We start from the raw sequence: 23,342 nt of genomic DNA, 5'->3' as shown, positions 1-23,342 counted from the left end.
GGGTCACCTCCCCTCGTCAGCCGCCGCCACGTCCGCGAGGACGGGCCCGAGGATCTGGGCCAGGGCTCCTTCGCCCACGGTCGGGAGGGCGCCGATCGCCGGCCGCTGGGTGCGGGCGAGCGCAGGGGCCTCGCGCCAGGCCCGGGCGAGGGCCGCGAGCTGCATCCCGAGCACGCAGGCCGGCCGGCAGATCCGCCCGTCCTCGACCGCGGTCAGGAGATCGGTGTACACGTGGGGCCACTGCTCGTAGTGCTGGTCCAGGATCGTCAGCACCCGGGCGCGGTACCCGCCGCGCATCAGCTCCCGTGCGGCCACGAGGCGGGAGAGCCGGCCGTTCCCGTCCCGGAAGGGATGGATCGTGAGCAGCCCGAGGTGGAGGCGGAGGGCCGCGCTGTAGCCGGTCCGGGGGCCGCCGGCGGACGCGGCCCCGATGTCCTCCTCGTACGCCGCGCACAGCTCCTGCAGGAGCGGGAGCACGGCTGCGGGGTGCGGGAACGTGTGGCCGCCGGGGATCCACAGGTGCACGGTGCGCAGCGCCCCATCCCCGCCGGCCTCCACGTGCAGCGCCCGCAGGCGGTCCACCGTCAGCGGCGGGACCGCCCCAGACGACGAATCCCGCGCGAGGCGGTTGAACGCGTCCTCATAGTGCGCCCGTTCCGGCGCCGTCCCGTAGCGGAGGCTCTCGCGCCGCATCGGCCCCTGCCAGCGTTCGGGGGCCTGGAGGCCGTGGTCGAGTCGGTCAGCGGCCTCGGCCAGGAGCCGGTCCACGAGGTCAATCCGGGCCGGCGATCCGCAGGGGCAGGGATCGAGCCCGCTCCGGCACGCGCCGCGGTGGAGAACGGGGCCAACGGCAGGTCCCCGCGGGGCAGAGGCCGGCCACGCCAGGGTGCTCCTCGACGGGCGGGAACGCAGGGCGAGGACGGCGCGGGAGACGCCGCCGTCGAGGAGCCCGTCGTCGCGGCGGAGGTCTGGCGCGGGGTCGGCCCCGCGCCAGCGCCACACGCCGTCGCGGTCCACGGACGCGTCCCACCGGGCCAGGAGCCAGCCCAGGCTGGCGGTCGCCCGGGCCAGCGCGCTGTGGACCTCGGGGCCGGGCAGCTGCCCGCCGCCCGGCCCGGCGGGGGAGGGGAGGACCGCCTCGCCCACCACGTACAGGCTGTGCACGGCAGAGCCGTCGGCAGCCCTGCTGGCCGACCTGCCCGCGGCGCCGGAAGCAGCCCGGGCCGCCCGGTCCAGCTCCCACCGCCAGTCCGCCGCGGGCAGCCTCGCGGCGATCGCGGCCATCAGGGCCAGGGCGGCCGGGGGCGCGCCCCCGGGGCGTGCGGGCGGGTTCACCACCGCCGGCCGGCAGGTCCGCAGCCACGGGCCGATCGAGTCGACGAATCCGGCCCAGCCGTGCGGCGCCGGGCAGCCGGCCGCCTCGGGCTCCAGGCCCCGCGCGATGACCGTGGTGTAGGCCGAGAGGTCCCAGGCTGCCGTGCCCGAGCGGAGCACCCCGCCGCCGGGCAGCCTGAGGTCCCAGGACCCCTCCGCGGCGATCCGCCCGGCGTCGACCGCATCGCACCGCACCCCGAGCGCGCGCCCCCGGTCGGCCAGATAGGCCAGCACGGGGTCGTGGCCGCGGCCGAGGAGGAGGACGCTCATGCGAGCAGCAGGTCAGCGACCGCGGACACCGCCGTGCCGGCCATGTCCGCCAGTTCCGCCTCGGTCGGCTGGGCCGAGACCCGCGCGAGGCGCAGCAGGAGAGGGCCCGTCCCGGGCTCGGGGAGGAGGGTGCGCCAGTACAGGCAGCAGAAGGCCAGCCCCGACGCCGCGGCGGTCTCGAGGCTCAGTCGTCGGATCTCGGGTGCCGCGGCCACCGTCTCGTGGTAGAGCCAGCACTGGTCGCCCACCACGAGGACCTTCTGATAGAGCCACCCCGGCGGCATCCGCTCACGGAACCGCACCGCCGTGCCGTGCTCCGCGCCGTCCGGGCCGGGGAGCGGTTCCTGCTCGAAGGCCGCGGGGTCCACGGGCCCGGCGCCGCTGCGGCGCTCGGCCAGGAGCAGCGGCGGGCGCATCCTGCCGGCGGACATGAGGCAGTCGATCGCCTCGCGCGACGAGGGTGCCGCGGGGAGTCCCAGAGGGGGCCTGTTGACCACCGGCGAGGCCGAGAGGGCGCCCGCGAGGGCGAGGGCTTCCGCCACGGCGCCGGCGCCGGCGGTGTCCGCCCCCGGCTCCCGGGACCTCAGGAGGAGCGGCACGTCCGGCTCGACCCTGGCGGTGCGGCCGCCGATCGTCACGGAGACCCGGCGCGCGTACGCCGCGGGGGCGAGCACGGCCGCGGCCTGCCCGCGGCGTTCCAGCTCCTCGCGCACCCGCCCCAGCACCCCGTCCGTGGGCGCGCCCACGAGCAGGGGTCCCGTCAGGGGGCCGGCCATCAGTGCCCGGCCTGTGTCAGGGCCTCAGAGGACATCGTCCTCGGGCCCGGGCTCGACCTCTTCGGTCTCGCTCCAGCCTTCGCGTGTTCCCGAGCCGTACTTGTAGCCCCGCTCGGGAGCCGGCGCCGTCCCGTAGGACGTCGGATCCGCGGAGCCCCTCGCCTCGCTGCCCTTCGGGGTGCTGCCTGCGAGCGGCTGGGAGCCTTCGTCCCGTCCCGTCGCCGGCGATTCTCCTGCGCCAGACATTATGCCTCCCGACTCCGCCGGTCCCGCCCGCACTGCGGGCGGCCTGACCACCCCACCTTGCGCGGTCCGGGGCCGCGTCCCCAGAGTCCGAGGTCCCGGATTCCCGCGCTGCCGATCCACGGGGCGTTGCTACCCTGTGCGCATGCCCGATGTCGCGCTCGTCACAGGCACCTCGTCCGGGATCGGGCTGCACGCCGCCGTCGAACTTGCCCGCCGCGGCCTGACCGTGGTCGCCACGATGCGCGACACCGCGCGCGCCGGTGCCCTCCGCGAGGCGGCGGAGGCGGCCGGCGTCGTCCTCGATGTCCGCGCGCTCGACGTCGTCGACCACGCCGCCGCGGAGGGGCTCGTCGACGCCGTGGCCGCGGACCACGGCAGGATCGACGTCCTCGTCAACAACGCCGGGAGGGGCTGCGTCGGGACGGCCGAGCAGCTCCCGATGGACGTGATCCGGGACCAGCTCGAGATCAACTACCTCGCGCCCGTGCACCTAGCCAGGCTCGTCCTCCCGGGCATGCGCGAGCGCGGCCACGGCCGCATCGTGACCGTGACGAGCGTGGGCGGCGCCGTCGGCCAGCCCTTCGCCGACGCCTACTGCGGCGCCAAGTTCGCGGTCGAGGGCTTCATGCAGTCCCTCGCACCCGTCGTCGAGCCGTTCGGGGTGCGGGTGAGCATCGTCGAGCCCGCCGCGGTGGCGAGCGAGTTCGTGGCGAACGTCGAGCGGCCGGCCGACGTCGGCGCGTACGGCGCCCAGCTCGAGGCCTACCTCGCGCGCACCTCGGGCGCCTTCGCGGGGGCGCAGACCGCCGCGGACGCCGGGGCCGCGATCGCCGACGCCGCCACCTCGACCGCCTACCGCTTCCGCTGGCAGACGTCCGAGGTCGCCGTCCGCTTCGTGGGCGCCTCGCTCGCCGATCTCGACGGGGAGCGCGTCCTCGGCGTGACCCGCTCCTGGGTCGCGGGCTAGCTAGCCGGGGACGTAGCGCACCCGGGCGCACGACGGCGCGTGGTCGCCGCCGCCGCGCGCCCTCGCCTCAGGCGCGGTGCAGGACCCCTTCCTGCGCATTGGGGGCGAGCCTCGGCCCGCGGATCGGGACGTCGCCGAGGGCCTCGTCGATGGCACTGAGGACGTCGGGGGAGAGCTCGACCCCGGACGCGGCCGCATTCGCGTGGACCTGCTCGGGGCGGGAGGCGCCGGTGATGGCGGAAGCGAGCTCGCTGCGGCGCAGGACCCACGCGAGGGCCATGGTCGGCAGGTCCAGCCCGGCGCCCTCGGCGATGGGGACGAGGCGCTGCACGGCCTCGAGGACCGGATCGGACAGCACAAGGTCCTTGGCCATGTTCATGGAGTCGTTGGCGAAGCGGCTGTCCGCGGGAATGTCCTGCCCCGGCTTGTACTTGCCCGTCAGGACGCCCTGGGCGAGGGGGGACCAGACGATCTGCGAGATGCCGTTGGCCGCGCACAGCCCGAAGACCTCGGCCTCGGGCGCCTGCCAGAGCATCGAGTACTGCGGCTGGGAGGAGACGAACAGGTCAGGTCCCGCGATGTCGATCGCGGCCTGGATCTGCTCCGGGGTCCACTCGCTGAAGCCGAGGTAGCGCGCCTTGCCCTGCTCGAGAACCTTCTGGAACGCCTCGATCGTGTCCTCGATCGGCACGGACGTGTCGAAGCGGTGCGCCTGGTAGAGGTCCACGTAGTCCGTCTGCAGCCGCGAGAGGGAGGCATCGATCTGCTTGGCGATCTGCTCGGGGGCGAGGCCGGCGTCGGTGTCGGACATCCGGCCCATCACCTTCGTGGCCAGGATGTAGGAATCGCGCGGGTGCTTCGAGAGGATCTCGCCCCAGGCCGTCTCCGAGGCGCCCCGACCGTAGACGTTCGCGGTGTCGAAGAAGTTGATGCCGGCGTCGAACGCGGCCTCCGTGCAGGCGCGGGTCTGCTCCTCCTCGATGCCGCCCGAGTACGTGAGCCACGAGCCGAGTGAGATCTCCGAGACCTCGAGGTCAGAACTTCCGAGCTTGCGGTAGCGCATGGGGGTGCTCCTAGGGATGGGCTGGGTTGACCTTCCGTGTCTACGCTGTTTGGGCGGCGTTGTGAAGGGGCGAGAAGGGTCGGCCCGGGCCACGCAAAGGTTGCGTAAAGGGCCCTCCGCGGGCCGTCCCGGAGTCTTAGGCTGGGGGCAGGTGCGCCGGGAAGTCTGGTCGGCAGTCGTATCGGACTGCTGCCGAACCGGAGGTTCCCATGCGCACGTCATCCCGCACTCCTGCCCAGCTCGGCCCCGGTCTGCTGCGCTCAGAGTCCGCCCTCCTCCTGGGGTTCGCCTTCGCCGTGATGGCGGACCCGGTCTCTTCTGTCGCCTACGCGATCGAGGCCGCCCTGCGTGCCCTGGACGGCAACCTGGCCCTGCTTGCACCCACCATGGTGCTGGTCGTGGCGATCATCGCCCTCGTCATCCTCAACTACCGCCAACTGGTGGGCCGCTACCCGGGAGGGGGAGGGGCCTCGGCCGCCGTCGGGGAAGCCTTCGGCGACGGCTGGTCCTTCCTGCCGATCGGGGCGCTCGTGGTGGATTTCGTGCTGACCATCGCCATCAGCGTCTCCGCCGGCGCCTCTGCCGTGATCGCGTACTTCCCCGCCCTTGCCCCATGGCGGCTGCCTCTCGCCGTCGCCCTGGTGCTCGTGGTCGGGGGAATGACGTGGTTCGGGCACCTCGGCCGGCTGGTGTTCGCCGCCATGACCCTCGCCTTCATCGCCGTGTCCGGCTTCGTCCTCGCCTACGCGCTCTTTGCCGAGCCCCAGGCCGCGGCGCACCAAGGCGCGGCACCTGTGCAGGGCCCCGTGCTGGCGGTCGTGCTGGCGTTCCCGGTGGCCATGGCCCTGGCCACCGGCGTGGAGGCACCCTCCTCGGCCATCGCCCAGCTGGGCCAGCTCGACAACGCCGGGCGCGCCCGCTTCGGGCGGGTGACCCTCTGGCTCACCCTCGGTGTCGTCGGCGCCATCACCCTCGGCCTGACCCTGGAGGCCGTCCACCTCGGCGTGGGCATCCCGCCCGCGGAGAGCACCCAGATCGCCGAACTGGCACGCCTCGTGGCCCCTGCGCCCGTCTTCGCCGCCTTCCAGCTGGTCACCGCGCTCCTCCTGCTCTCCGCTGCGAGCTCGTCCTTCCAGGCAGGTCCCGGGCTGCTCAAGGCCCTGGCCCGGCACACGGACGCCCGCGGCGAGAGCGTCGGCATCCTCCCGTCCCCTCTGGGGAGGTCCAACGTCCACCACACGCCCTATTGGGGAACCGCGGTGTTCGTCCTCCTGGCCGCAGCCGTCACCGCCGCCGCGGACGGGGACGATCAGGAGCTCGTGCTGTTCTACGCGGTGTCCGTGTTCCTGAGCTTCCTTGCCGGCCTGGTGTCCATGGCCCTGTTCTCCCACCGGGACGGGCGCCGTGGGCATCTGGTCCTGAACGTCGCGGGCGCCCTGGTCGTGGCCTTCACCCTGGTCGCCAACCTTGCCCGCGGCCTCCCTGCCATCAGCCTCGCCGCCGCGGTCCTGATCGCCGCGGGGCTCTTCGCGGCCTGGGTCAGGGCCGGACGGCCCCGGGGGATGCGGAACGCCGAAGCCGAGGCAGAGGAGGGCATCGCCGACGATGCCTGATGACGGCCGGCTGCCGCCTCCCTCCTAGGCGAGCGCCGCCAAGACCGCGGCGCCCTCCGCCAGCAGCGGCTCGCGGTCCGCAGCCTGGGGAACCATGCGCTGGACGTCGTCGAGGAGCGTCGTGACGTAGCGTCGGACGACGGCGCGGTGGGCCTCGTCGCCGAACCCTCCGACGTCGCGGCACACCCGCAGGAGAGCACGGACCACCCTGGGCTCGTTGGCGCCGTAGCGGCGCACCTGCCCCAGAGCGAGTTCCAGGAGGTACTCGAAGTCCCGAGCCGGCACGTGCAGCCGCACCCTGCCCTTCCCGTCCTTCACGGCCCGGGGCCCGTGCTGACGGACCGTGAGGGCGGCGAGGATCGATGCGAGGTGGTCCACCGCTTGGTTCGCGGTGTAGGGATCATTCACGGCGGGCGAGAGCGCCTTGGACGCGATGTCGGCCAGCTGGCGGATGCCGAACGCGACATCCTGTTCGAGGGTGCGTTCGTAGCCGATCCTGACGGTCTGCAGGATCACCCGGTGGAGGTCTGCCAGGGACCGCGGATCAAGGTCGGGTGTGCCGCTGTCCTCTGTGCCCCACACCCACGCGAGCGCCGTCCCCGCCACGACGTGGCGCCCTACGATGGGGACGATCAGGGCGCTGAGGCCTCTGGCCTCCAGCGCCGCGACGAAGGCTTCGGCGTGGACCGCCTGGACGTAGCCGGACCGCGTCCCAGTCAGGGCGATCGCGCCCGGCGGCGGCGTCGGAAGGCGCACCGTGGGATCCCCCTCGACGAAGGAGTGCTCGAGCACTCTCAGGGTCGCCTTCTCGACGCCCTTCATCACCTGGTCGATCTGGATCGAATGCGCGAGATGGTGCACGAAGTACACCAGCATGACCATGCTCACGAACAGGAGGAGCAGCGCGCCGCTGACCGCGAGGCGGGGTAGGTCTCGACCCGCTGGCCGCTGGCGATGCCGACCGTGTACAGCCCTGCCGTGCTGTAGGCAAAGGTCGCGACGAAGACGCTCAGGGTCAGCTGGTTGGGAATGTCGCGGAGGAAGTTCCTCAACAGCCGCGGGCTGAACTGCGTCGAGGCGAGCTGGAGGGCCACCACCGTCAGGCCGAGGACGAGGGCGATGACGGTGACCATGGTGCTTGCGATGCTGACGAGCAGGTTGCGCGCGTCATCGGACGTCCCCTGGAACACCAGGGCAGCGAAAGGCGACGCCGGGTCGACGATCACCGAGGAGAGTCCCGCCCCGACGACGAGCGCCAGGACGGCTGCAGCAGTCGGCATCGCCCAGAGCGCACTGGCCAGGTATTCGCGGACTGCCTCGCGCCTCACAGAGCACACTGTCGGTCCGCTGCCCTGCGTCGGTCAAGATGCCGACCGGGCCATCTGATGCCTCAGCCCAGCAGCTCCTCCGCGAGGCTGCGGCACAGGCGGTATGCCTCGTGCGCCGGGTCGATGACGGCCATGTGGTCGCCGCTGGTCACGTGCAGCACCGCGGGATCGCCGGCCGCCCGGGCCGCAGCCACGTAGGCCTCCGAGAGGGCGAACGGCACCGCGTCGTCGTCGCGCGAGTGGACGGCGTGGACAGGCACGCCGATCGGCAGCGCGCACATGGGGTCGGCGAGCCTGAACGCCTGGGCGAGCTCGGCCGAGTCCGTCGAGGCGCCGCCCATCAGATTCCTCGCCGCGTGGCTGCTGAGCCCGCGCGCCTCCGCCTCGGCGAGTCCCAGCACGCCGGCCTGGCTCACGACGCCGCGCAGCGCCACCCGGGGCCCCTCGCCGGCCGGGGCGGCCCCCGGCGCGCCCACGGGGAGCCGGTGCCGCCCGGCGGCCCAGACGGCGAGATGGCCGCCGGCCGAGTGACCCAGGCTGACCACCCGCCCAGCCGAGAGCAGCTCCGCGAGCCGCGCGGCGTCGTCGCCCGCGAGCAGGTCGAGGACGGGCACGTCGGCGAGGCGGTCGATCCCGGCGGCGACGTCGAGGAACGTGGCCGGCCACCCGCCGTCGCCCGCGGTCCGGCTGCCGTCCGGCCCGTCCGTGGCCGCCCGGCGGTACTCGAGGTTCCACGCCACGATGCCGTGCTCGGCGAGGTCACGGGCAACAGGGGCCCCGAGCTCGGCCGTGTAGCGGTCCCGCCAGTAGCCGCCGTGGATCACGACGGCGATCCCGCGCCACCCGCCGCCAGGACGGCCGCCGCCGGGGGCCGGGAGGTGGAGGTCGCCCCACTGGTCGGGATGGGGGCCGTACGGGACGCGGATGGGAGGGGGTGTGGACATGGTCCTCACCGTAGCCGCAGCGCGGGCGCCCGGCGCGGACGCCGCGGGCGGGCTTGTATCCTCGAAGGGCTGGGAGCCGAAGCTGGTGGGGGAGGAACGTGGCGGCGACACGCGGGACCGCAGGCCGGGCGGCCCTGATCAAGGCCTTGGGCGTGACCGGGGAACTGCTGATCACGTTCGCGCTGATCATCGGGCTGTTCATCCTCTGGTACGCGTATTTCAATCCGTGGGTCGTGGGCCTGCGCCAGGACAAGGTGGCCGCCGAGCAGAGCAGGCAGCTCACCCAGCAGCTCAAGGCCAAGGCGCCGGCCACGCCGCAGGCAGTCCCGGCGCCGCAGCCCTCGGGCGCGACCGCCGGCCCGAAGGCCGCCCCGGCCGCCGCGACCATCCCCGTCGCCGCTGAGCCCCCCGCCGTCGCGGACACCATCGGCGTCATCTACATCCCCCGACTGGGCGACGGCTGGCGCCGGATCGTGCGGCAGTCCGTGGACACCGAGAGGGTCCTCAACAGCGTCACGGCGGGCGTGGGCCACTACACCGGCACGGCCATGCCCGGCGGCGTCGGGAACTTCGCGGTCGCCGCCCACGACATCGGCTACGGCAACAGCTTCCTGAACCTGAGCAAGCTCCGCCTCGGCGACAAGGTCTACATCCAGACCTCCCTCGGCTGGTACACCTACACGTTCCGCAACTTCCAGTTCGTCCAGCCGGACGCGATCGACGTCCTCAACGCCGTGCCCACCGTGTCCCGCACGGCCGGGAGCGAGCGCTTCATCACCCTGACCACGTGCTATCCGGCGATCTTCCCCCCGCTCGAGCGGGTGGCGGCCTACGGGACGTTCGTGGGCTTCGACACGGCGCCGCCCGCGGAGCTCGCCCCCACCCTCGCGAAGGACGGCTGACATGTACCGAGCCCTGTGGAGGTCCCTCCCCGGCCCCCTCCTTGCGAGGATCCTGATCCTCACCCTGATGGCCGCGGTGCTCCTCATCGTCCTCGACCAGTGGGTCTTCCCCTGGCTCGCCGCGACCTTCGTGGACGACCAGGCGACCGTGGGCGGGGGCGCATGAGCGAGGGCAGGGGCAGCCGGACGAAGAACCTCGTGTGGGCGGCCGTGGTGGTGGTGCTCCTGGCGGTCGGCGGGATCGGGCTTGCCGGTGCGCTGCAGGGCCTCGACCTCGGTGCCGCGGCCGGTGCCGGCTCCACTGCCGGCGCCGCGGGCACGCCCAGCGCCCAGCCCGGAACCGCGGCTCCCGCGACCAGCGCGCCGGCCACCCCGTCCCCCACGCCCTCGCCCGCCCGTAGCCTGAACCGGTTCGACCCCGCCGCCTCGCCGACGGAGAACCTCGGGGTGTTCACGCGGACGCTGGAAGGCGCGGCACGGTCGGCGTCGTCCTCGTCGGTGGACGCGGCCACCCTGACCGGGGCGCTGGCCGCTGCGGGGTTCGCGCCGTCGGCGATGCAGCGCAGCGCGGACCAGACGAGCGCCAACCTCCAGGCCCCCGTGCTCACGGTCTCGGTCCGGGTGGGCGCGGACTGCCTCGTGGGGCAGTTCGTCCGTTCGGACGCGAGCATCTCGACCGAGCTCGCGGCCCCGGTCGCGCAGGGGGCCTGCCTGATCGGGCGCCAGCCGAAGGCCTGAGTCGCGCCTGGCCCCGAATCTCCTCGGTGCTCGGCCGCGTCAGACGGCCCAGGTCAGCAGCACGCCCAGCCCGTTGAAGACCACGTGCCCCACGATGGCGCCCCCGAGCCGCTGGGTCGCCGCCGCGACCGCCCCCGCCAGGAGAGCGAAGAGGAACGTCGAGACGCCGGTGAGGACCGCCTCGCCCGGCGTGCCGGCCAGCAGCAGGGCGTGCACCAGCGCGAACGCGGCCGCGGTGATGACGACGGCGGCGCCCCACCTCGCCGCGGCGGAGAGCCTGCCGAGGGCGGCGGCGAGGGAGCGCAGCACGAGGCCGCGGAAATAGGTCTCCTCGAGGATCGGCGCGATGACCACGGGCGCGATGACGCCCAGGGCGAGCGCCTGGACGCCGATCCCGCCGATCCCGCCGATCGAGCTCAGCGTGGGCTGGGGAGCCAGGCCGGTCGAGCCGGTGGCCACGGTGCGGATGAGGGCGTCCGCCGCGCGGGCGAGGCACCCGATGCCCACGCCCCACAGGAGGTCCATCGCCCGGAACCGCAGGCCCAGGAACGCCGCCGCCTCGCGCATGGTCTGCCCGGCGAAGCTCAGGATGAGGGCGAGGACGAGCGGGACCCAGACGAGCACGTAGGCGGCGATCCCCAGCAGGGCCGGGTCGAGGCGGGCGGACGCGGCGGCTTCCACCGTCCAGCCGCACAGCACGGCGGCGACCAGCCCGAGGCCGGCCCACACGAGCCGCGGGACGCGGCGGGAGGTCTTCGTGACCATGGTCCTCCACTCACAGGGCGGCATCACAGGCCGTCATCGCGGGTATCCGGGCGCCCGGCGGCGCACGGATCGAAGGCTACCACCGGGCCCGTCCCCGTCCCGTAGGATGGCGGTGCCGAACGTCGCCGCCACGGCAGGATCGCCGGGCCGGGGCGTTCGCTGCCGTGTGGCCCAGGGGGAAGGACCAGCCGTTGCGCCGAAGAAGGCCGTCACCGCAGGCGCATGCTGAGGGCCCGTCCGAGGGCGGCCGACCCGAGAGCGGCCGACGCCGGGTGGCCGGCCGCCGCTCCGGCGGTCGCCGCCTGCGCTGGCCGAGCGGGCGCAAGGGAGCGTGGCTGGCCGGTGCCGCCGTCGCCGTACTGCTCCTGCTCGGGTGCTGCGTGTGGCTCGGAGTGCGGGCGTTCCTGGCCCAGCAGGAGATCGGCGAGGCCCAGCGCCTGGCCAAGGTGATCCAGACCCAGGTCGTCGCGGGACAGGGCAGCGCAGCCCAGGACTCGGCCCGCCAGTTCGCCGCCCACGTCGACGCCGGGCGCTCCTACGTGGACGATCCGGTCTGGGGCCTGGCCGGCCACGTGCCGTTCGTGGGCACCAACTTCTCCACCGTCTCCCGGCTCGCGGACATCCTCGGCACGGTCACGCACCAGGCGGTGCTGCCGCTGGCCGACGTCGCGGGCACCATCAGCCCGGCCACGCTGAGGCCGTCCCACGGTGCCGTGGACCTGAAGCCGGTCTCGGCCGCGCGCCCGGCGATCGTCCAGGCCGACAAGGCGCTCAAGGATGCCTCTGCCCAGCTCGCGGCGCTCACGCCCGGGGACGGGACGCTGCCTCCCGTCCGTGACGGGCTCGAGCACTTCAAGACCGTGGTGGGCGAGGCGGCCCAGCAGGTGTCGGCCGCGGACACGGCCACGAGCGTGCTTCCCGCCATGCTGGGCAGCGACGGTCCGCGCACCTATCTGGTGATCTTCCAGAACAACGCGGAGCTGCGGGCCACGGGAGGCATCCCCGGCGCTGCGGCCGAGGTCCGGGTGGACCACGGGAAGATCACGCTCGGGCGGCAGGCGGCGGGCAAGAACATCGGGCCGTTCGAGGAGCCCGTCCTGCCGCTGACGGACCAGACCCAGGGCCTCTACGAGACCATCACGGGCCAGTACTTCCAGGACGTGAACCTCACCCCGCAGTTCCCGGTGAGTGCCCGCCTGGCCACCGAGATGTGGCGGCGCCAGTTCGGGCAGAAGGTGGACGGCGTCGTGTCCCTCGACCCCGTGGCCCTGGGCTACCTGCTCAAGGCCACGGGACCGGTCAAGCTGCCGAGCGGAGAGACCATGGACAGCGGCAACGCGGTGCGGCTGCTCCTCAGCGATGCGTACGCCGACTACCGCGTGGTCCAGCAGAAGGACGAGTTCTTCGCCACGGCCGCGGCGGCGGTGTTCCAGAAGGTCTCGGCCGGAGGCTTCCAGCCGAAGGCCATGCTCGACGCCCTGGCACATGCCGCATCGGAGCGGAGGCTCCTCGCATGGAGCCCTGACAAGCAGGAGCAGGACGCCATCGCCGCCGCGGACCTCGCCGGCTGGCCGCCCGCCTCGAGCTCGTCCAAGGACTCCTTCGGCGTCTATCTCAACGACGCGACCGGGGCCAAGATGGACTACTACCTCCGCGAGGCCTACAGCGTCAGCGGGGGCATGTGCCGCCAGGACGGCAGGCCCACCTGGCAGGTCGACGTGACCCTGACGAGCGCCGCCCCGCCGAACGCGGCCACGGCGCTGCCGCGGTATGTGACTGGCGGCGGGATGTTCGGAGTCCCGCCGGGCGTGGTGAAGACCCAGGTCAATGTGTACGCTCCCCAGTCCGCCGTGTTCCTCGGGGCCTGGAAGGACTCGAAGCCCCTCGATGTGCACCGCGATGCCGACGCCGGCTACCCCGTCGCTCAGACCTACGTGTCTCTGGCGCCGGGCGCTTCGACGACGCTGCGCCTCCAATTCCTCGGTGGGGAACACGCCGAAACAACGCCAGGCTTGATTTCGACACCAACTGTTAATAAGCCTGCCTTTTCTCTATCGGCACTTTCATGCAAAGATGTAGCTCGGTAACGTGTCCGTGTTAGAACCATCGTCGCGGGCGGTTGCAGAACCGACTGTCAACTATCAATCACCTTCTGGGGGAGCCTCGTGATGCTGAAGAAAGCCCTCGCAGTCCTAGCCGTCGCCGTCGCGGCGCTGGTCGCTGCGCCGTCCGCCGCCAATGCCGCCTACGTCGTGAGCAACAACATCACCGTTGCAGGCGACGCTGTGCCCGGTGGAACCGTGACCGTGAACTTCGCCGCCGGCTCCTTCGCTCCGAACGAGGAGGTCAGCGCCTCCGTGACGGGGAACACCGGGGTGACCCTCTCCGTCGTGAAGGCCGCCGTCACGACCCAGTTCACCAAGCAGGCGTCCGCCACCGGCGCCGTCTCCTTCAACGTGACCCTGCCGGCTGACGCCTCGGGCACCTACACGCTGACCGCCAAGGGCCTCACCTCGGGCAACATCGGCACGGCCACCATCACGGTCGTCCCGGCCAGCGTCGCCAACACCGGCACGAGCGCCTCGATGGGCAACGCCGGCGGCGCCGCCCTCGCCGAGACGGGTGCCTCGCTCCCGATGCTCATGGTCTGGATCGGCGCCGGCGCGCTCGTCCTCGGCGTCGCGATCGTCGCGACCCTGGGTTTCGTGCGCAAGCAGCGCCGCGCCTGATTACCTGACGCGGAACGACCCGGCAGCCCCTCGGCTGCCGGGTCGTCTTGTTGTTGGTAGGGCACTCGCCACGATCGTCGTGACGGCGCAGACCGGCAACAGCAATCTGGTCCCCACCCTGATCCTGCTGGGAAGCTTCCTCGTGCCCTTCTCGGTGGTGCTGTTCGCGGCCTTCGAGTCCGCGGGCTATGCGTTCAATTCGGCCCTGACCCAGAACGGGATCGATGTGGGTTCCCTGCTGCAGACCGAGGTGATGCGCTCGGTGATGACCCCGCTCGGCCACGGGCTCTGGACTGCGCTCCTCGGCGCGGTCGTCTTCGGGAACGCCGTTCCCGCCCTCGACTACGGCTTCCTGCCCCGGCACCGACCAGGCGGTGGCGTCGCTGTCCTCCGAGTTCTACCTCGCGGGCCTGGTCGCAGTCTCGGTCATCGGCCTCGTCGCCCTGCGCCTCGCTCTCACTGGGCGCCGCAGGCGGGAGTAGGGCCTGCCCCGGGGCGGCCCGACGCTCCCGCTCGTGACCTCGTCGAAGGCATAGTCGCGGGTGAGACGGTGCCCATGCTCATCCTTCCCTCGTGCGGCTGCCGGTGGCGGCGGGCTGGTGGTGCTCCTGGGACTTCGCCAGCAGCCACACGCCCACCACTGCGGCGGCCCCCGCGGCGAGGAAGCCCGCGAAGGACGCCGGTGGGGCGGCGTCGGCCTCGCCGAGGACCACGATGCCGAGGCTGACGGCGGTCATCGGGTCGACGACGGTCAGCCCGGCCACGACGAGCTCGTCGCTGCCGCCGGCGTGCGCCTTCTGGACGAGCCGGGCGCCGACGACGACCGCCACGCCGAGTCCGGCCACGCCCACGAGCGAGAGCCAAGCGAAGTCCCCCTGGACCAGGCGGCCCATCACGGCCTTCACGAGCGTCGCCACGAACCCGTAGAGGACGCCGGCCGCGGCCGTGGACAGGGTGGCACTGGGGTGCGTGCGGTTGCGGGCGCCCACGGCCAGCGCCGCGGCAACGGCCACCGCGAGGAGGATCAGGATGGTGCGCAGGTGCGTGTCGCTGATCTCGACGTCCTGCGCCGAGACCGCTGCCACGGCGACGAACGCGGCGATGCCGACGACGCTGAGGAGGATGGCCGCCGTCTGCCTCCGGCCGGGAGCCCGGCTGGCCGCGCGGGCATTGACGAGCGCCGTCACCACGAGCGCGGCGGCGCCGATCGGCTGGACGACCATGAGGGGGGAGAACCGGAGGGCCGCGAGCTGCAGCAGCACGGCGGCGCCGAGCATCGCACTCCCCGCGAGCCAGACGGGCCTGCGCACGAGGGCCCGCAGGCTCGTCTCCCGCGTCGCATGCGCCCCGACTCCACGTCCTTGGTAGATGGTGCCCAAGGCGAGGAAGACGGCGCCGAGCAGCGCGATGGGAATCCCCAACCAGTGGGTCGAGGAGAAGACCTTTGCCGCGTGGCCCATGGCCACGGCTCCCGTCAGCACCTCCGACCAGTACCCGCGGCACCGGGGACCGAAACGGGGGCGGGGCCTGCCCCTCGCCTGCCTGTCGGTCCACGACTTCTTCCGTTGATCGGAAGTTCTGTAGATCACGCCGCGTCTGCAGACCTACATTGGCAGCACAGCCCCGCTGGACCTGGGCGCCTTGACATGTTCGCATCGCGAACACTTGTACAGTATGCGAACATCGCGCTACTCTGAAGCAGGAGGCCAGGCGAAGCGCGGGGCACTCTGCTGAGAAACGACTCTCTGCAAGGAAGCTAGAGGAGGAGAGCCCATGGGCGAGCCCGTCAAGTCGTCGGACGCCGCGGCGGACAATCAGGCGATCGTCAGCCAGGAGATCCGGGACATCGAGGAGTCCTACAAGGCCGGGCGGGCAGCAGGCGCTCCCGCCGAGACGCAGCCCCGCGTCGACTACGCCCCGTACCGCAGCTCCATCCTGCGGCACCCCACCAAGAGCCTGCACCACGCTGACCCCGAGACGATCGAGCTCTACAGCCCGGCGTTCGGCCACCAGGACGTGCACGCGCTCGAGTCGAACCTGACCATCCAGCACAACGGCGAGCCGCTCGGCGAGCGCATGGTGCTGCGCGGCAAGGTGCTCGACGGCGACGGCCGCCCCGTGGCGGGCCAGCTGGTGGAGATCTGGCAGGCCAACTCGGCCGGCCGCTACATCCACAAGCGCGACCAGCACCCGGCCCCGATCGACCCCAACTTCACGGGCGTGGGCCGCTGCATCACCGGGCCCGACGGCTCCTACGAGTTCCTCACCATCAAGCCCGGCCCCTACCCGTGGAAGAACCACCTCAACGCGTGGCGCCCCGCGCACATCCACTTCAGCCTCTTCGGCACGGAGTTCACGCAGCGCATGGTCACCCAGATGTACTTCCCGGGCGACCAGCTGTTCCCGCTCGACCCGATCTACCAGTCGATCGTGGACCAGGACGCCCGCGACCGCCTCATCGCGAAGTACAACCATGACCTGACCTCGCCCGAGTGGGCGCTGGGCTACGAGTGGGACATCATCCTCACCGGCCAGAAGCGCACGTGGACCGAGAACGAAGCCTACGGAGAGCAGGGCGACGATGAGCACTGAGACCACGAAGACCAGCCTGACCGCCACCCCCGCGCAGACCATCGGCCCGTTCTACGGCTTCGCGCTGCCGTTCGAGAAGGGCGGCGAACTCGTCCCGCCGGGCTCCCCGGACAGCGTCGCCCTGCACGGCACGGTGCTGGACGGCCACGGCGACCCCATCCCGGACGCCCTGCTGGAGATCTGGCAGGCGGACGCCAAGGGCAACGTGGTGGCCGAGACCGGCTCGCTGGTCCGCGACGGCCGCACCTTCACGGGCTGGGGCCGCGTCGCGGTGGGCAACACGGGCAAGTACGTCTTCACGACCGTCAACCCCGGGCCGACCGAGCCGGGCAAGGCCCCGTTCATCGCGGTGACCGTGTTGGCCCGCGGCCTGCTGAACCGCCTGTTCACCCGTGTGTACCTGCCCGAGGACACCGAGGCGCTCGCGAACGATCCCGTCCTGTCCGTCCTCGAGCCCGACCGCCGCAAGACGCTGATCGCCGAGCGCCTCGCCGACGGCTCGCTCCACTGGGACATCCGCCTGCAGGGCGAGGACGAGACCGTGTTCCTCGACTTCCACGGCCAGCCGTAGCCGGGGCGAGGACAAAGCGATGACGGTTCCCGCCACCCCCGGGCCCACCGGTCCTGTGGCCAGCCCCTCGGGCCTCGACCCGGCCAGCCTCGATCCGGCCAGCCTCGACCCGGCCGACGTCGGCCTGCTCGCCCCCGTCTGGGCCTCGCCCTCCGTGGCGGCCCCCACGGGCGACGCCGCGCTGGTCGCCGCGATGGCCGATCTCGAGGCCTGCTGGGCCGAGGCGCTCGAGGCCGCCGGCCTCGCGGGCCGGGGCGCGGGCGCCGCGGTCCGCTCCGCAGTGCGGACCGCCGTCGGCTCGCCGGACGGGCCGCTCAGCGCCGCCCGGCTCGCCGAGGCGGGCCAGGGCGGCGGGAACCCCGTCATCCCCCTCGTGAAGGCGCTGCGGGCCGCCGTGGCGGACGCTGACCCGGACGGCCCCGGCAAGGGGGCCGTCCACCAGGGGCTCACGAGCCAGGACGTGCTCGACTCGGCGCTCCAGCTCGTGGCGCGGCGTGCCGTCGTGGCCGTCGCGGCCGACCTCGCCGGGGCCGCCGACGCGCTCGCGGACCTCGCGGCGCAGCACCGGGACACCCCCCAGGTGGCCCGCACGCTCGCGCAGCATTCACTCCCCTCGAGCTTCGGGCTCAAGGCCGCCAACTGGCTCCAGGGAGTGGCCCATGCGGAGGCCCGGCTCGCCGAGCTGCGGTTCCCGGTCCAGTGCGGGGGAGCGGCGGGCACCAACGCCTCGCTCGTCGCGCTCGGCGCCGAGCCCGCCACGCTGGCGGCCGACTGGGCGCGCCGCGCGGGCCTGGACGCGGCCGTGGCGCCGTGGCAGTCCTTCCGCGGGCCGGTCACCGACCTCGCCCACGCCCTCGCCGCCGCCTGCACGGCCGCGGGGCACGTGGCCAACGACGTCATGCTCCTTTCGCGCCCCGAGATCGGCGAGCTGGGCGAGCCGCTCGCCGCCGGGCGCGGCGTCTCCTCGGCGATGCCGCAGAAGCAGAACCCGGCCCTCTCCACCCTCATCCGCTCCGCCGCGCTCCAGGCCCCCGCGCACGCCGCGCAGGTCGAGCTCGCCGCGGCCCTGTCCGAGGACGAGCGCACGGGCGGGGCCTGGCACACCGAATGGCCCGCCCTGCGCACCCTGCTTCGCCTGACCTCGGGGGCGGCCGCCGCGCTGCGCGAGCTCGCGGAGGGCCTGCGGGTCTTCCCCGAGCGCATGCGGGCCAACCTCGCGCTCTCCGGCCCCCTGCTGACCAGCGAGCGGATCATGCTCGAGCTCGCCCCCGTCGCCGACGGCGGCCGCGAGGGCGTCCAGTCCGCCGTCGACGCCGCGATCGGCGCGGCGGGGGACGGCGCCGGCCCCGACGAGCAGGCGAGGGTCCTGCGCGAGGCGCTGCGCGGCGTCGTGCGCCCGGACCAGGTGAGCGAGGAGCGCCTCGACGAGCTGCTCGACCCGGCCGGCTACCGCGGCGACGCCGCCGGAATCGTGGACCGCATCCTCGCCTACTATGAGGCCACCGTGGCCCAGCGCCGCGAACCGCTGCGGGGACAGCTCCCACGAGTCTGAACCCGCACCACGACATCCACGACAGACCTGAGGGAAAGGACGAGCACGTGAGCGTGCCCAAGATCAAGGCCGTCCGGCTGAGCCCGCGCGAGCAGTTCGGGGAGAAGGAGCTCGTGGTCCTCGGGCCCTCGCTCGGGACCTCGACCGTGATGTGGGACGACGCCGCGCGCCTCCTCGGCGAGGACTACGACATCCTCGGCTGGGACCTCCCGGGCCACGGCATCTCGCCCGCCGCCGAGCCGGACACCGAGTTCAGCGTCGGCGAGCTCGCGGACGCCGTCGTGGCCCTGGTCGACTCGATCCTCCCCGCCCAGGACGGCCACCCCGTCCGCTTCCACTACGCCGGCGATTCCGTCGGCGGGGCCACGGGCGCGGAGCTGGCGCTGCGGCACCCGGACCGCCTCCTGAGCCTCGCGATGTTCTGCTCGTCGGCCCGCTTCAACGGCGCCGAGGGCTACGCCGAGCGCGCCGACCAGGTCGCGAAGCAGGGTACGGCAGTCCGCCTGCAGGCCTCCGCGGAGATCTGGTTCGCCCCCGGCTTCCTCGGCTCCCACCCGGCCCAGTCCTCGCGCCTGCTCCACACCCTGCGCGACGCCGACCGGTTCGGCTACGCGGCGGTCTGCCGCGCGATCGCCGCCTATGATGTCCGCGACCGCTTCGGCGAGATCGCCGTGCCGTTCCTCGCTGTGGCCGGCGAATTCGACTCCGTCTGCCCGATCGCCGATGCCCGGTGGATGGCCGAGCACGCCCAGGACGGCACCGCCGTCGAGATCCCGGGCGTCGCGCACATCGCCCCGACCGAGAACCCCGCCCTTGTCGCGGACCTGCTCCGCGAGCACTTCGCCGCGGCGGCCCGCAAGCTCAGCGGCGTGGACGGATCCGGAGCCGGGCAGGAGGCGCGATGAGCCACCAGCAGGCCGGCGAGAACTGGGTCCCGCAGGAGCAGGCCGGGGCCGTCCAGCCGGACGCGACCCAGCGCGAGCTGTACGACGGCGGCATGGCCGTGCGCCGCGAGGTCCTCTCCGACGAGCACGTGGACCGGGCCAACGCGAACACCACCGAGTTCACCGCCGAATTCCAGAACATGATCACCCGCATCGCCTGGGGCGGCATCTGGACCCGCCCCGGCCTCAGCCGCCAGATGCGCTCTGTGGCCGTGCTCACGGCCATGATCGCGCATGGGCACTGGGACGAGTTCGCGATGCACGTCCGCGCGGCCCTGCGCAACGGGCTCACCCGCGACGAGATCAAGGAGGTGATCCTGCAGAGCGCCATCTACTGCGGGGTCCCCTCGGCCAACACCGCCTTCAAGGTGGCCCAGAACACTCTCGACCAGATTGATGCCAGCAAGGATTCGAACTCATGACTGACGCCTTCGTCTACGACGCCATCCGCACCCCGTTCGGCAAGTTCGGCAGCGGCCTCGCCGGGGTGCGCCCCGACGACCTCGCGGCCCACATGGTCCGCTCGATCGTTGACCGCGCGCCCGGCCTGACCCCCGAGGCACTCGAGGGCAGCGACGGCGAGCCCGGTGCGATCGACGAGGTCATCTTCGGCAACGCCAACGGCGCCGGCGAGGAGAACCGCAACGTGGCCCGCATGGCCACCCTCCTCGCGGGCCTGCCCGTCTCCATCCCCGGCACCACGGTGAACCGGCTGTGCGGCTCGTCCCTCGACGCCGCGATGATCGCCTCCCGCCAGATCCAGGTGGGCGACGCCGACGTCATGCTCGTGGGCGGCGTCGAGTCCATGTCCCGCGCCCCCTGGGTCCTGCCCAAGACCGAGAAGCCCTACCCGGCCGGGGACATGAACCTCGCCTCGACCACCCTCGGCTGGCGCCTCGTGAACGCGAACATGCCGGCCGAGTGGACGGTGTCCCTCGGCGAGGCCACCGAGCAGCTGCGCGAGCGCTTCTCGATCGGCCGCGACCGCCAGGACGAGTTCGCCGCCCGCTCGCACAACCTCGCCGACGCCGCGTGGAACGCCGGCTTCTACGACGACCTCGTGGTCCCGGTGCCCGGCACCGACCTGACCCGCGACGAGGGCATCCGCCCCGGCTCCTCCGCCGAGAAGCTCGGCGGGCTCAAGACCGTGTTCCGCAAGGACAACGGCGACCGCTCGGGCTCGACCGCGGGCGGCACCGTCACCGCCGGCAACGCCTCCCCGCTCTCCGACGGCGCCTCCGCCGTGCTGCTCGGCTCTGAGGCCGCCGCGGGCACGCTGGGCCTGGAGCCGATCGCCCGCATCGCCGGCCGCGGCGCCGCCGCCAACGAGCCGCAGTACTTCGGCTTCGCGCCCGTCGAGGCCGCGAACCGGGCCCTCGCCAAGGCGGGGATCGGCTGGGACGAGGTGGGCGCCGTCGAACTCAACGAGGCCTTCGCCGCCCAGTCCCTCGCCTGCGTGGACGCGTGGAAGATCGACCCCGAGATCGTCAACCAGCACGGCGGCGCGATCGCGATGGGCCACCCCCTCGGCGCGTCGGGCGGCCGCATCCTCGGCACGCTCGCCCGCTCGCTCCAGCGCAGCGGACAGCGGTGGGGCGTTGCGGCCATCTGCATCGGCGTGGGCCAGGGCCTCGCCGTGGTGCTCGAGAACGTTTCGGCGAAGTAAGGAAGGGCCGTCAGTGGCACACACCCTCGAATTCAAGGACACCGCCGCGGAGGCGGTGGCAGCCGTCCAGGACGGCTCGACCGTGATGATCGGCGGGTTCGGCAACGCCGGGCAGCCGTTCGAGCTCATCGATGCGCTGCTCGCCAGCGGCGCCAAGGAGCTCACCGTGGTCAACAACAACGCCGGCCAGGCCGATGAGGGCCTCGCGCTCCTCATCAAGGAAGGCCGCGTGAAGAAGATGATCTGCTCCTTCCCGCGGCAGAGCGACTCGTGGCACTTCGACGCCAAGTACCGCGCCGGGGAGATCGAGCTCGAGCTCGTCCCGCAGGGCAACCTCGCCGAGCGCATCCGCGCCGCCGGTGCCGGGATCGGCGGCTTCTTCACCCCCACCGGCTACGGCACCATGCTCGCCGAGGGGAAGGAGACGCGCTTCCTCGACGGCAAGTGGCAGGTCTTCGAGACCCCGATCCACGCCGACGTGGCCCTCATCAAGGCGCTCAAGGCGGACGGCAAGGGCAACCTCGTCTACCGCAAGACGGCCCGCAACTTCGGCCCGATCATGGCCGCCGCCGCGAAGCACACCGTGGTGCAGGTCTCCGAGGTCGTGCCGGTGGGCGGCCTCGATCCGGAGAACGTGATCACTCCGGGCATCTACGTCAACACGATCGTGAAGGTGGGCTGAACGCATGGGCGAGCAGACGACGTCGGGCATCACCTCGGCGGGCACCGAGCCGGAGACCAGCACCGTGCCCCGGAGCAGCGACGCACCCCTGGGCCGCGACGACATGGCCAAGCTGGTCGCGAAGGACATCGAGCCGGGCTCGTTCGTGAACCTCGGCATCGGCCAGCCGACCAACGTGTCCAACTACCTCACCGAGGAGCAGGACGTCACGCTGCATACCGAGAACGGCATGCTCGGGATGGGCCCCGTCGCGGTCGGCGACCAGATCGACGAGGACCTCATCAACGCCGGCAAGATCCCGGTGACCGAGCTTCCGGGGGCGAGCTACTTCCACCACGCCGACTCGTTCGCGATCATGCGCGGCGGGCACCTCGACGTGTGCGTGCTCGGCGCGTTCCAGGTCTCCGCCACGGGTGACCTCGCGAACTGGCACACCGGTGCCCCGGACGCGATCCCGGCCGTGGGCGGCGCCATGGACCTCGCCACGGGGGCCAAGGACGTCTACGTGATGATGACCCTGCTGACCAAGGACGGGAAGTCCAAGCTCGTCCCCGAACTGACGTACCCTGTGACCGGCGTGGGCCGCGTGACCCGGGTGTACACGGAGAAGGCCGTCTTCCTCATCACGGAGGAGGGCGTGCGCGTCCGCGAGACGTTCGGCATCAGCTTCGAGGACCTCCAGGACCTCGTCGACGTGCCGCTGCTGCCCGCCGCCTGAGTACACACAGCCTGGGCACACGCAGCCCGAGAGCAGAGGGGAACCTGTGGCCGAGCTTCCGGTGGTTGAGCGGAGCGACGCGGAGCCGAAACCGGGCGACGCGTTCGTGCAGTCGCTCGCGCGCGGACTCGCCGTGGTCCGCGCGTTCGACGCCGAGCACCAGGAGATGACCCTCTCCGAGGTCGCCGCGCGGACGGCGCTCACGCGGGCCACGGCCCGCCGGTTCCTCCACACGCTCGTCGAGCTGGGGTACGTGCGCACGGACGGGCGGACCTTCTCGCTCACCCCGCTCGTGCTCCAGCTCGGCTACGCGTACCTCTCGGGCCAGCGGCTGCCCGAGCTCGCCCAGCCCATCCTCGAGGAGCTCTCGCACCGGCACGGGGAGTCGACCTCCCTCGCGATCCTCGACGGCACCGACATCGTCTACCTGGCCCGGATCCACACCCGCCGGATCATCTCGGTGGGCATCTCGCCGGGCACGCGGTTCCCCGCGCATGCGACGTCGATGGGCCGGGTCCTGCTCGCCGCCCTCACCCCGGCCGAGCTCGCCGCCTACTTCGCCCGCGCCGAGCTTGCCCCGCTCACGCCGCGCACCCTCACCTCGCGCGAGGCGATCGAGGCCGAGGTGGGCCGGGTACGCGAGGCGGGGTACGCCGTCGTCGACCAGGAGCTCGAGGTGGGCCTGCGCTCGCTCGCCGTCCCGGTCCTCGGGGCGGACGGGCGCACGGTCGCGGCGATCAACATGGCCCTCCCCGCCAGGATCGACGGCGACGGCCGGAATGCCGGCCGGGACGCCGAGGTCGCGCGCCTCGTGCCCGAGCTGCAGGCGGCGGCCGCCTCGATCGCCGAGGCCGCGCGCGCCGTGGGGGCCGCCTGACGGCTCGTTATGCACCCGGGCTCGT

Annotated in this window: 23 protein-coding genes and 2 pseudogenes; 17 read left to right on the top strand and 8 right to left on the bottom strand. The window is 72.9% G+C overall.

The genetic code is table 11. The features are described from left to right. Positions 1-3: 3 nt before the first annotated feature. Genes SA2016_RS19300 through SA2016_RS19290 form a run of 3 tightly spaced genes read right to left on the bottom strand, consistent with a single transcriptional unit; the run spans position 4 to position 2,666 of the window. On the bottom strand, positions 4-1,644 hold the full coding sequence (locus SA2016_RS19300; RefSeq protein WP_066501386.1) for a Fic family protein: 1,641 nt from the start codon (positions 1,642-1,644) through the stop codon (positions 4-6). Further along, positions 1,641-2,420 (bottom strand): hypothetical protein, encoded by a 780-nt coding sequence (locus tag SA2016_RS19295; protein ID WP_066501384.1) that lies wholly within the window; start codon positions 2,418-2,420, stop codon positions 1,641-1,643. Before SA2016_RS19295 ends, SA2016_RS19300 begins: the two co-directional genes overlap by 4 nt. Before the next feature lie 24 nt (positions 2,421-2,444). Next, positions 2,445-2,666, bottom strand: coding sequence for a hypothetical protein (locus tag SA2016_RS19290; RefSeq protein WP_066501382.1), 222 nt, complete (start codon positions 2,664-2,666; stop codon positions 2,445-2,447). 142 nt (positions 2,667-2,808) lie between these two features. Between SA2016_RS19290 and SA2016_RS19285 the strand changes: the two genes are divergently transcribed. Next, positions 2,809-3,633, top strand: a complete 825-nt coding sequence (locus tag SA2016_RS19285; protein ID WP_084249664.1) for an SDR family NAD(P)-dependent oxidoreductase — start codon at positions 2,809-2,811, stop codon at positions 3,631-3,633. 67 nt (positions 3,634-3,700) lie between these two features. Here the strand turns inward: SA2016_RS19285 and SA2016_RS19280 are convergent, their stop codons facing one another. After that, entirely contained in the window at positions 3,701-4,696 is a 996-nt protein-coding gene (locus tag SA2016_RS19280; protein WP_066501374.1) for an aldo/keto reductase, read from the bottom strand. A 209-nt stretch (positions 4,697-4,905) separates the two neighbouring features. Here SA2016_RS19280 and SA2016_RS19275 point away from each other — a divergent pair, with 209 nt between their 5' ends. After that, positions 4,906-6,309, top strand: coding sequence for an APC family permease (locus SA2016_RS19275; protein WP_218030559.1), 1,404 nt, complete (start codon positions 4,906-4,908; stop codon positions 6,307-6,309). Between the two features lie 24 nt (positions 6,310-6,333). On the opposite strand, the pseudogene SA2016_RS19270 reads toward SA2016_RS19275, so the two are convergent. Together SA2016_RS19270 and SA2016_RS19260 are read right to left on the bottom strand one after the other, a co-directional pair. Then, positions 6,334-7,589: pseudogene (locus tag SA2016_RS19270) on the bottom strand (DUF2254 domain-containing protein). 110 nt (positions 7,590-7,699) lie between these two features. After that, the gene (locus tag SA2016_RS19260; RefSeq protein WP_066501365.1) at positions 7,700-8,581 is read right to left on the bottom strand and encodes an alpha/beta hydrolase family protein; all 882 of its coding nucleotides are present in this window, start codon (positions 8,579-8,581) and stop codon (positions 7,700-7,702) included. 98 nt (positions 8,582-8,679) lie between these two features. On the opposite strand from SA2016_RS19260, the gene SA2016_RS19255 reads away from it, so the two are divergent. From SA2016_RS19255 to SA2016_RS19250, 3 genes are read left to right on the top strand one after another with little or no spacing between them, the layout of a single operon-like run. Then, positions 8,680-9,483: a class E sortase gene (locus SA2016_RS19255; RefSeq protein ID WP_169803091.1), complete on the top strand. Its 804-nt coding sequence runs from the start codon at positions 8,680-8,682 to the stop codon at positions 9,481-9,483. Between the two features lies 1 nt (position 9,484). Beyond that, positions 9,485-9,649, top strand: coding sequence for a hypothetical protein (locus SA2016_RS21845; protein ID WP_169803090.1), 165 nt, complete (start codon positions 9,485-9,487; stop codon positions 9,647-9,649). Next, positions 9,646-10,221, top strand: coding sequence for a DUF6993 domain-containing protein (locus tag SA2016_RS19250; RefSeq protein WP_066501362.1), 576 nt, complete (start codon positions 9,646-9,648; stop codon positions 10,219-10,221). Before SA2016_RS21845 ends, SA2016_RS19250 begins: the two co-directional genes overlap by 4 nt. Positions 10,222-10,260: 39 nt before the next feature. On the opposite strand, the gene SA2016_RS19245 is transcribed toward SA2016_RS19250, so the two are convergent. Continuing rightward, entirely contained in the window at positions 10,261-10,986 is a 726-nt protein-coding gene (locus tag SA2016_RS19245) for a CPBP family intramembrane glutamic endopeptidase (protein ID WP_066501360.1), read from the bottom strand. A gap of 272 nt (positions 10,987-11,258) precedes the next feature. Here SA2016_RS19245 and SA2016_RS19240 point away from each other — a divergent pair, with 272 nt between their 5' ends. The 3 genes and pseudogenes from SA2016_RS19240 to SA2016_RS22540 all read left to right on the top strand — a co-directional run. Then, on the top strand, positions 11,259-13,073 hold the full coding sequence (locus SA2016_RS19240; RefSeq protein WP_066501356.1) for a DUF4012 domain-containing protein: 1,815 nt from the start codon (positions 11,259-11,261) through the stop codon (positions 13,071-13,073). Between the two features lie 81 nt (positions 13,074-13,154). Further along, positions 13,155-13,715 carry a hypothetical protein gene (locus SA2016_RS19235; RefSeq protein WP_066501354.1) on the top strand — a complete coding sequence of 187 codons (561 nt, stop codon included), beginning with the start codon at positions 13,155-13,157 and terminating at the stop codon, positions 13,713-13,715. Continuing rightward, a pseudogene (locus SA2016_RS22540) lies at positions 13,609-14,019 on the top strand (PrsW family glutamic-type intramembrane protease); the annotation flags it as partial. The gene SA2016_RS19235 and the pseudogene SA2016_RS22540, both read left to right, overlap by 107 nt. Before the next feature lie 256 nt (positions 14,020-14,275). Here the strand turns inward: SA2016_RS22540 and SA2016_RS19230 are convergent. Further along, positions 14,276-15,175, bottom strand: coding sequence for a multidrug DMT transporter permease (locus SA2016_RS19230; RefSeq protein WP_066501353.1), 900 nt, complete (start codon positions 15,173-15,175; stop codon positions 14,276-14,278). A gap of 313 nt (positions 15,176-15,488) precedes the next feature. On the opposite strand from SA2016_RS19230, the gene pcaH reads away from it, so the two are divergent. The 9 genes from pcaH to SA2016_RS19185 all read left to right on the top strand — a co-directional run bounded on the left by pcaH (position 15,489) and on the right by SA2016_RS19185 (position 23,317). Next, complete coding sequence (pcaH, locus tag SA2016_RS19225) at positions 15,489-16,307, top strand: protocatechuate 3,4-dioxygenase subunit beta (RefSeq protein WP_066501350.1); 819 nt, start codon at positions 15,489-15,491, stop codon at positions 16,305-16,307. Further along, positions 16,297-16,878, top strand: a complete 582-nt coding sequence (gene pcaG, locus SA2016_RS19220) for a protocatechuate 3,4-dioxygenase subunit alpha (protein WP_066501347.1) — start codon at positions 16,297-16,299, stop codon at positions 16,876-16,878. Before pcaH ends, pcaG begins: the two co-directional genes overlap by 11 nt. A gap of 19 nt (positions 16,879-16,897) precedes the next feature. Then, positions 16,898-18,430, top strand: a complete 1,533-nt coding sequence (locus SA2016_RS19215; RefSeq protein WP_084249661.1) for a lyase family protein — start codon at positions 16,898-16,900, stop codon at positions 18,428-18,430. Between the two features lie 47 nt (positions 18,431-18,477). Then, positions 18,478-19,335, top strand: coding sequence for an alpha/beta fold hydrolase (locus SA2016_RS19210; RefSeq protein ID WP_066501344.1), 858 nt, complete (start codon positions 18,478-18,480; stop codon positions 19,333-19,335). Then, entirely contained in the window at positions 19,332-19,796 is a 465-nt protein-coding gene (gene pcaC / locus SA2016_RS19205; protein WP_066501342.1) for a 4-carboxymuconolactone decarboxylase, read from the top strand. The genes SA2016_RS19210 and pcaC overlap by 4 nt, the downstream gene beginning before the upstream one ends. Continuing rightward, the gene (locus tag SA2016_RS19200; protein ID WP_066501339.1) at positions 19,793-21,040 is read left to right on the top strand and encodes a thiolase family protein; all 1,248 of its coding nucleotides are present in this window, start codon (positions 19,793-19,795) and stop codon (positions 21,038-21,040) included. Before pcaC ends, SA2016_RS19200 begins: the two co-directional genes overlap by 4 nt. 13 nt (positions 21,041-21,053) lie before the next feature. After that, complete coding sequence (locus SA2016_RS19195) at positions 21,054-21,722, top strand: 3-oxoacid CoA-transferase subunit A (RefSeq protein WP_066501337.1); 669 nt, start codon at positions 21,054-21,056, stop codon at positions 21,720-21,722. A gap of 103 nt (positions 21,723-21,825) precedes the next feature. Then, on the top strand, positions 21,826-22,440 hold the full coding sequence (locus SA2016_RS19190) for a 3-oxoacid CoA-transferase subunit B (RefSeq protein WP_229710855.1): 615 nt from the start codon (positions 21,826-21,828) through the stop codon (positions 22,438-22,440). A 46-nt stretch (positions 22,441-22,486) separates the two neighbouring features. Continuing rightward, positions 22,487-23,317, top strand: a complete 831-nt coding sequence (locus SA2016_RS19185) for an IclR family transcriptional regulator domain-containing protein (protein ID WP_229710854.1) — start codon at positions 22,487-22,489, stop codon at positions 23,315-23,317. The last annotated feature ends 25 nt before the right edge of the window (positions 23,318-23,342 follow it).

Origin of the sequence: Sinomonas atrocyanea (genome assembly GCF_001577305.1) — a bacterium.
GTDB lineage: Bacteria > Actinomycetota > Actinomycetes > Actinomycetales > Micrococcaceae > Sinomonas > Sinomonas atrocyanea.
The sequence above is the reverse complement of the archived record's forward strand: the minus strand, read 5'-3'. Positions and strand labels throughout refer to the sequence as shown.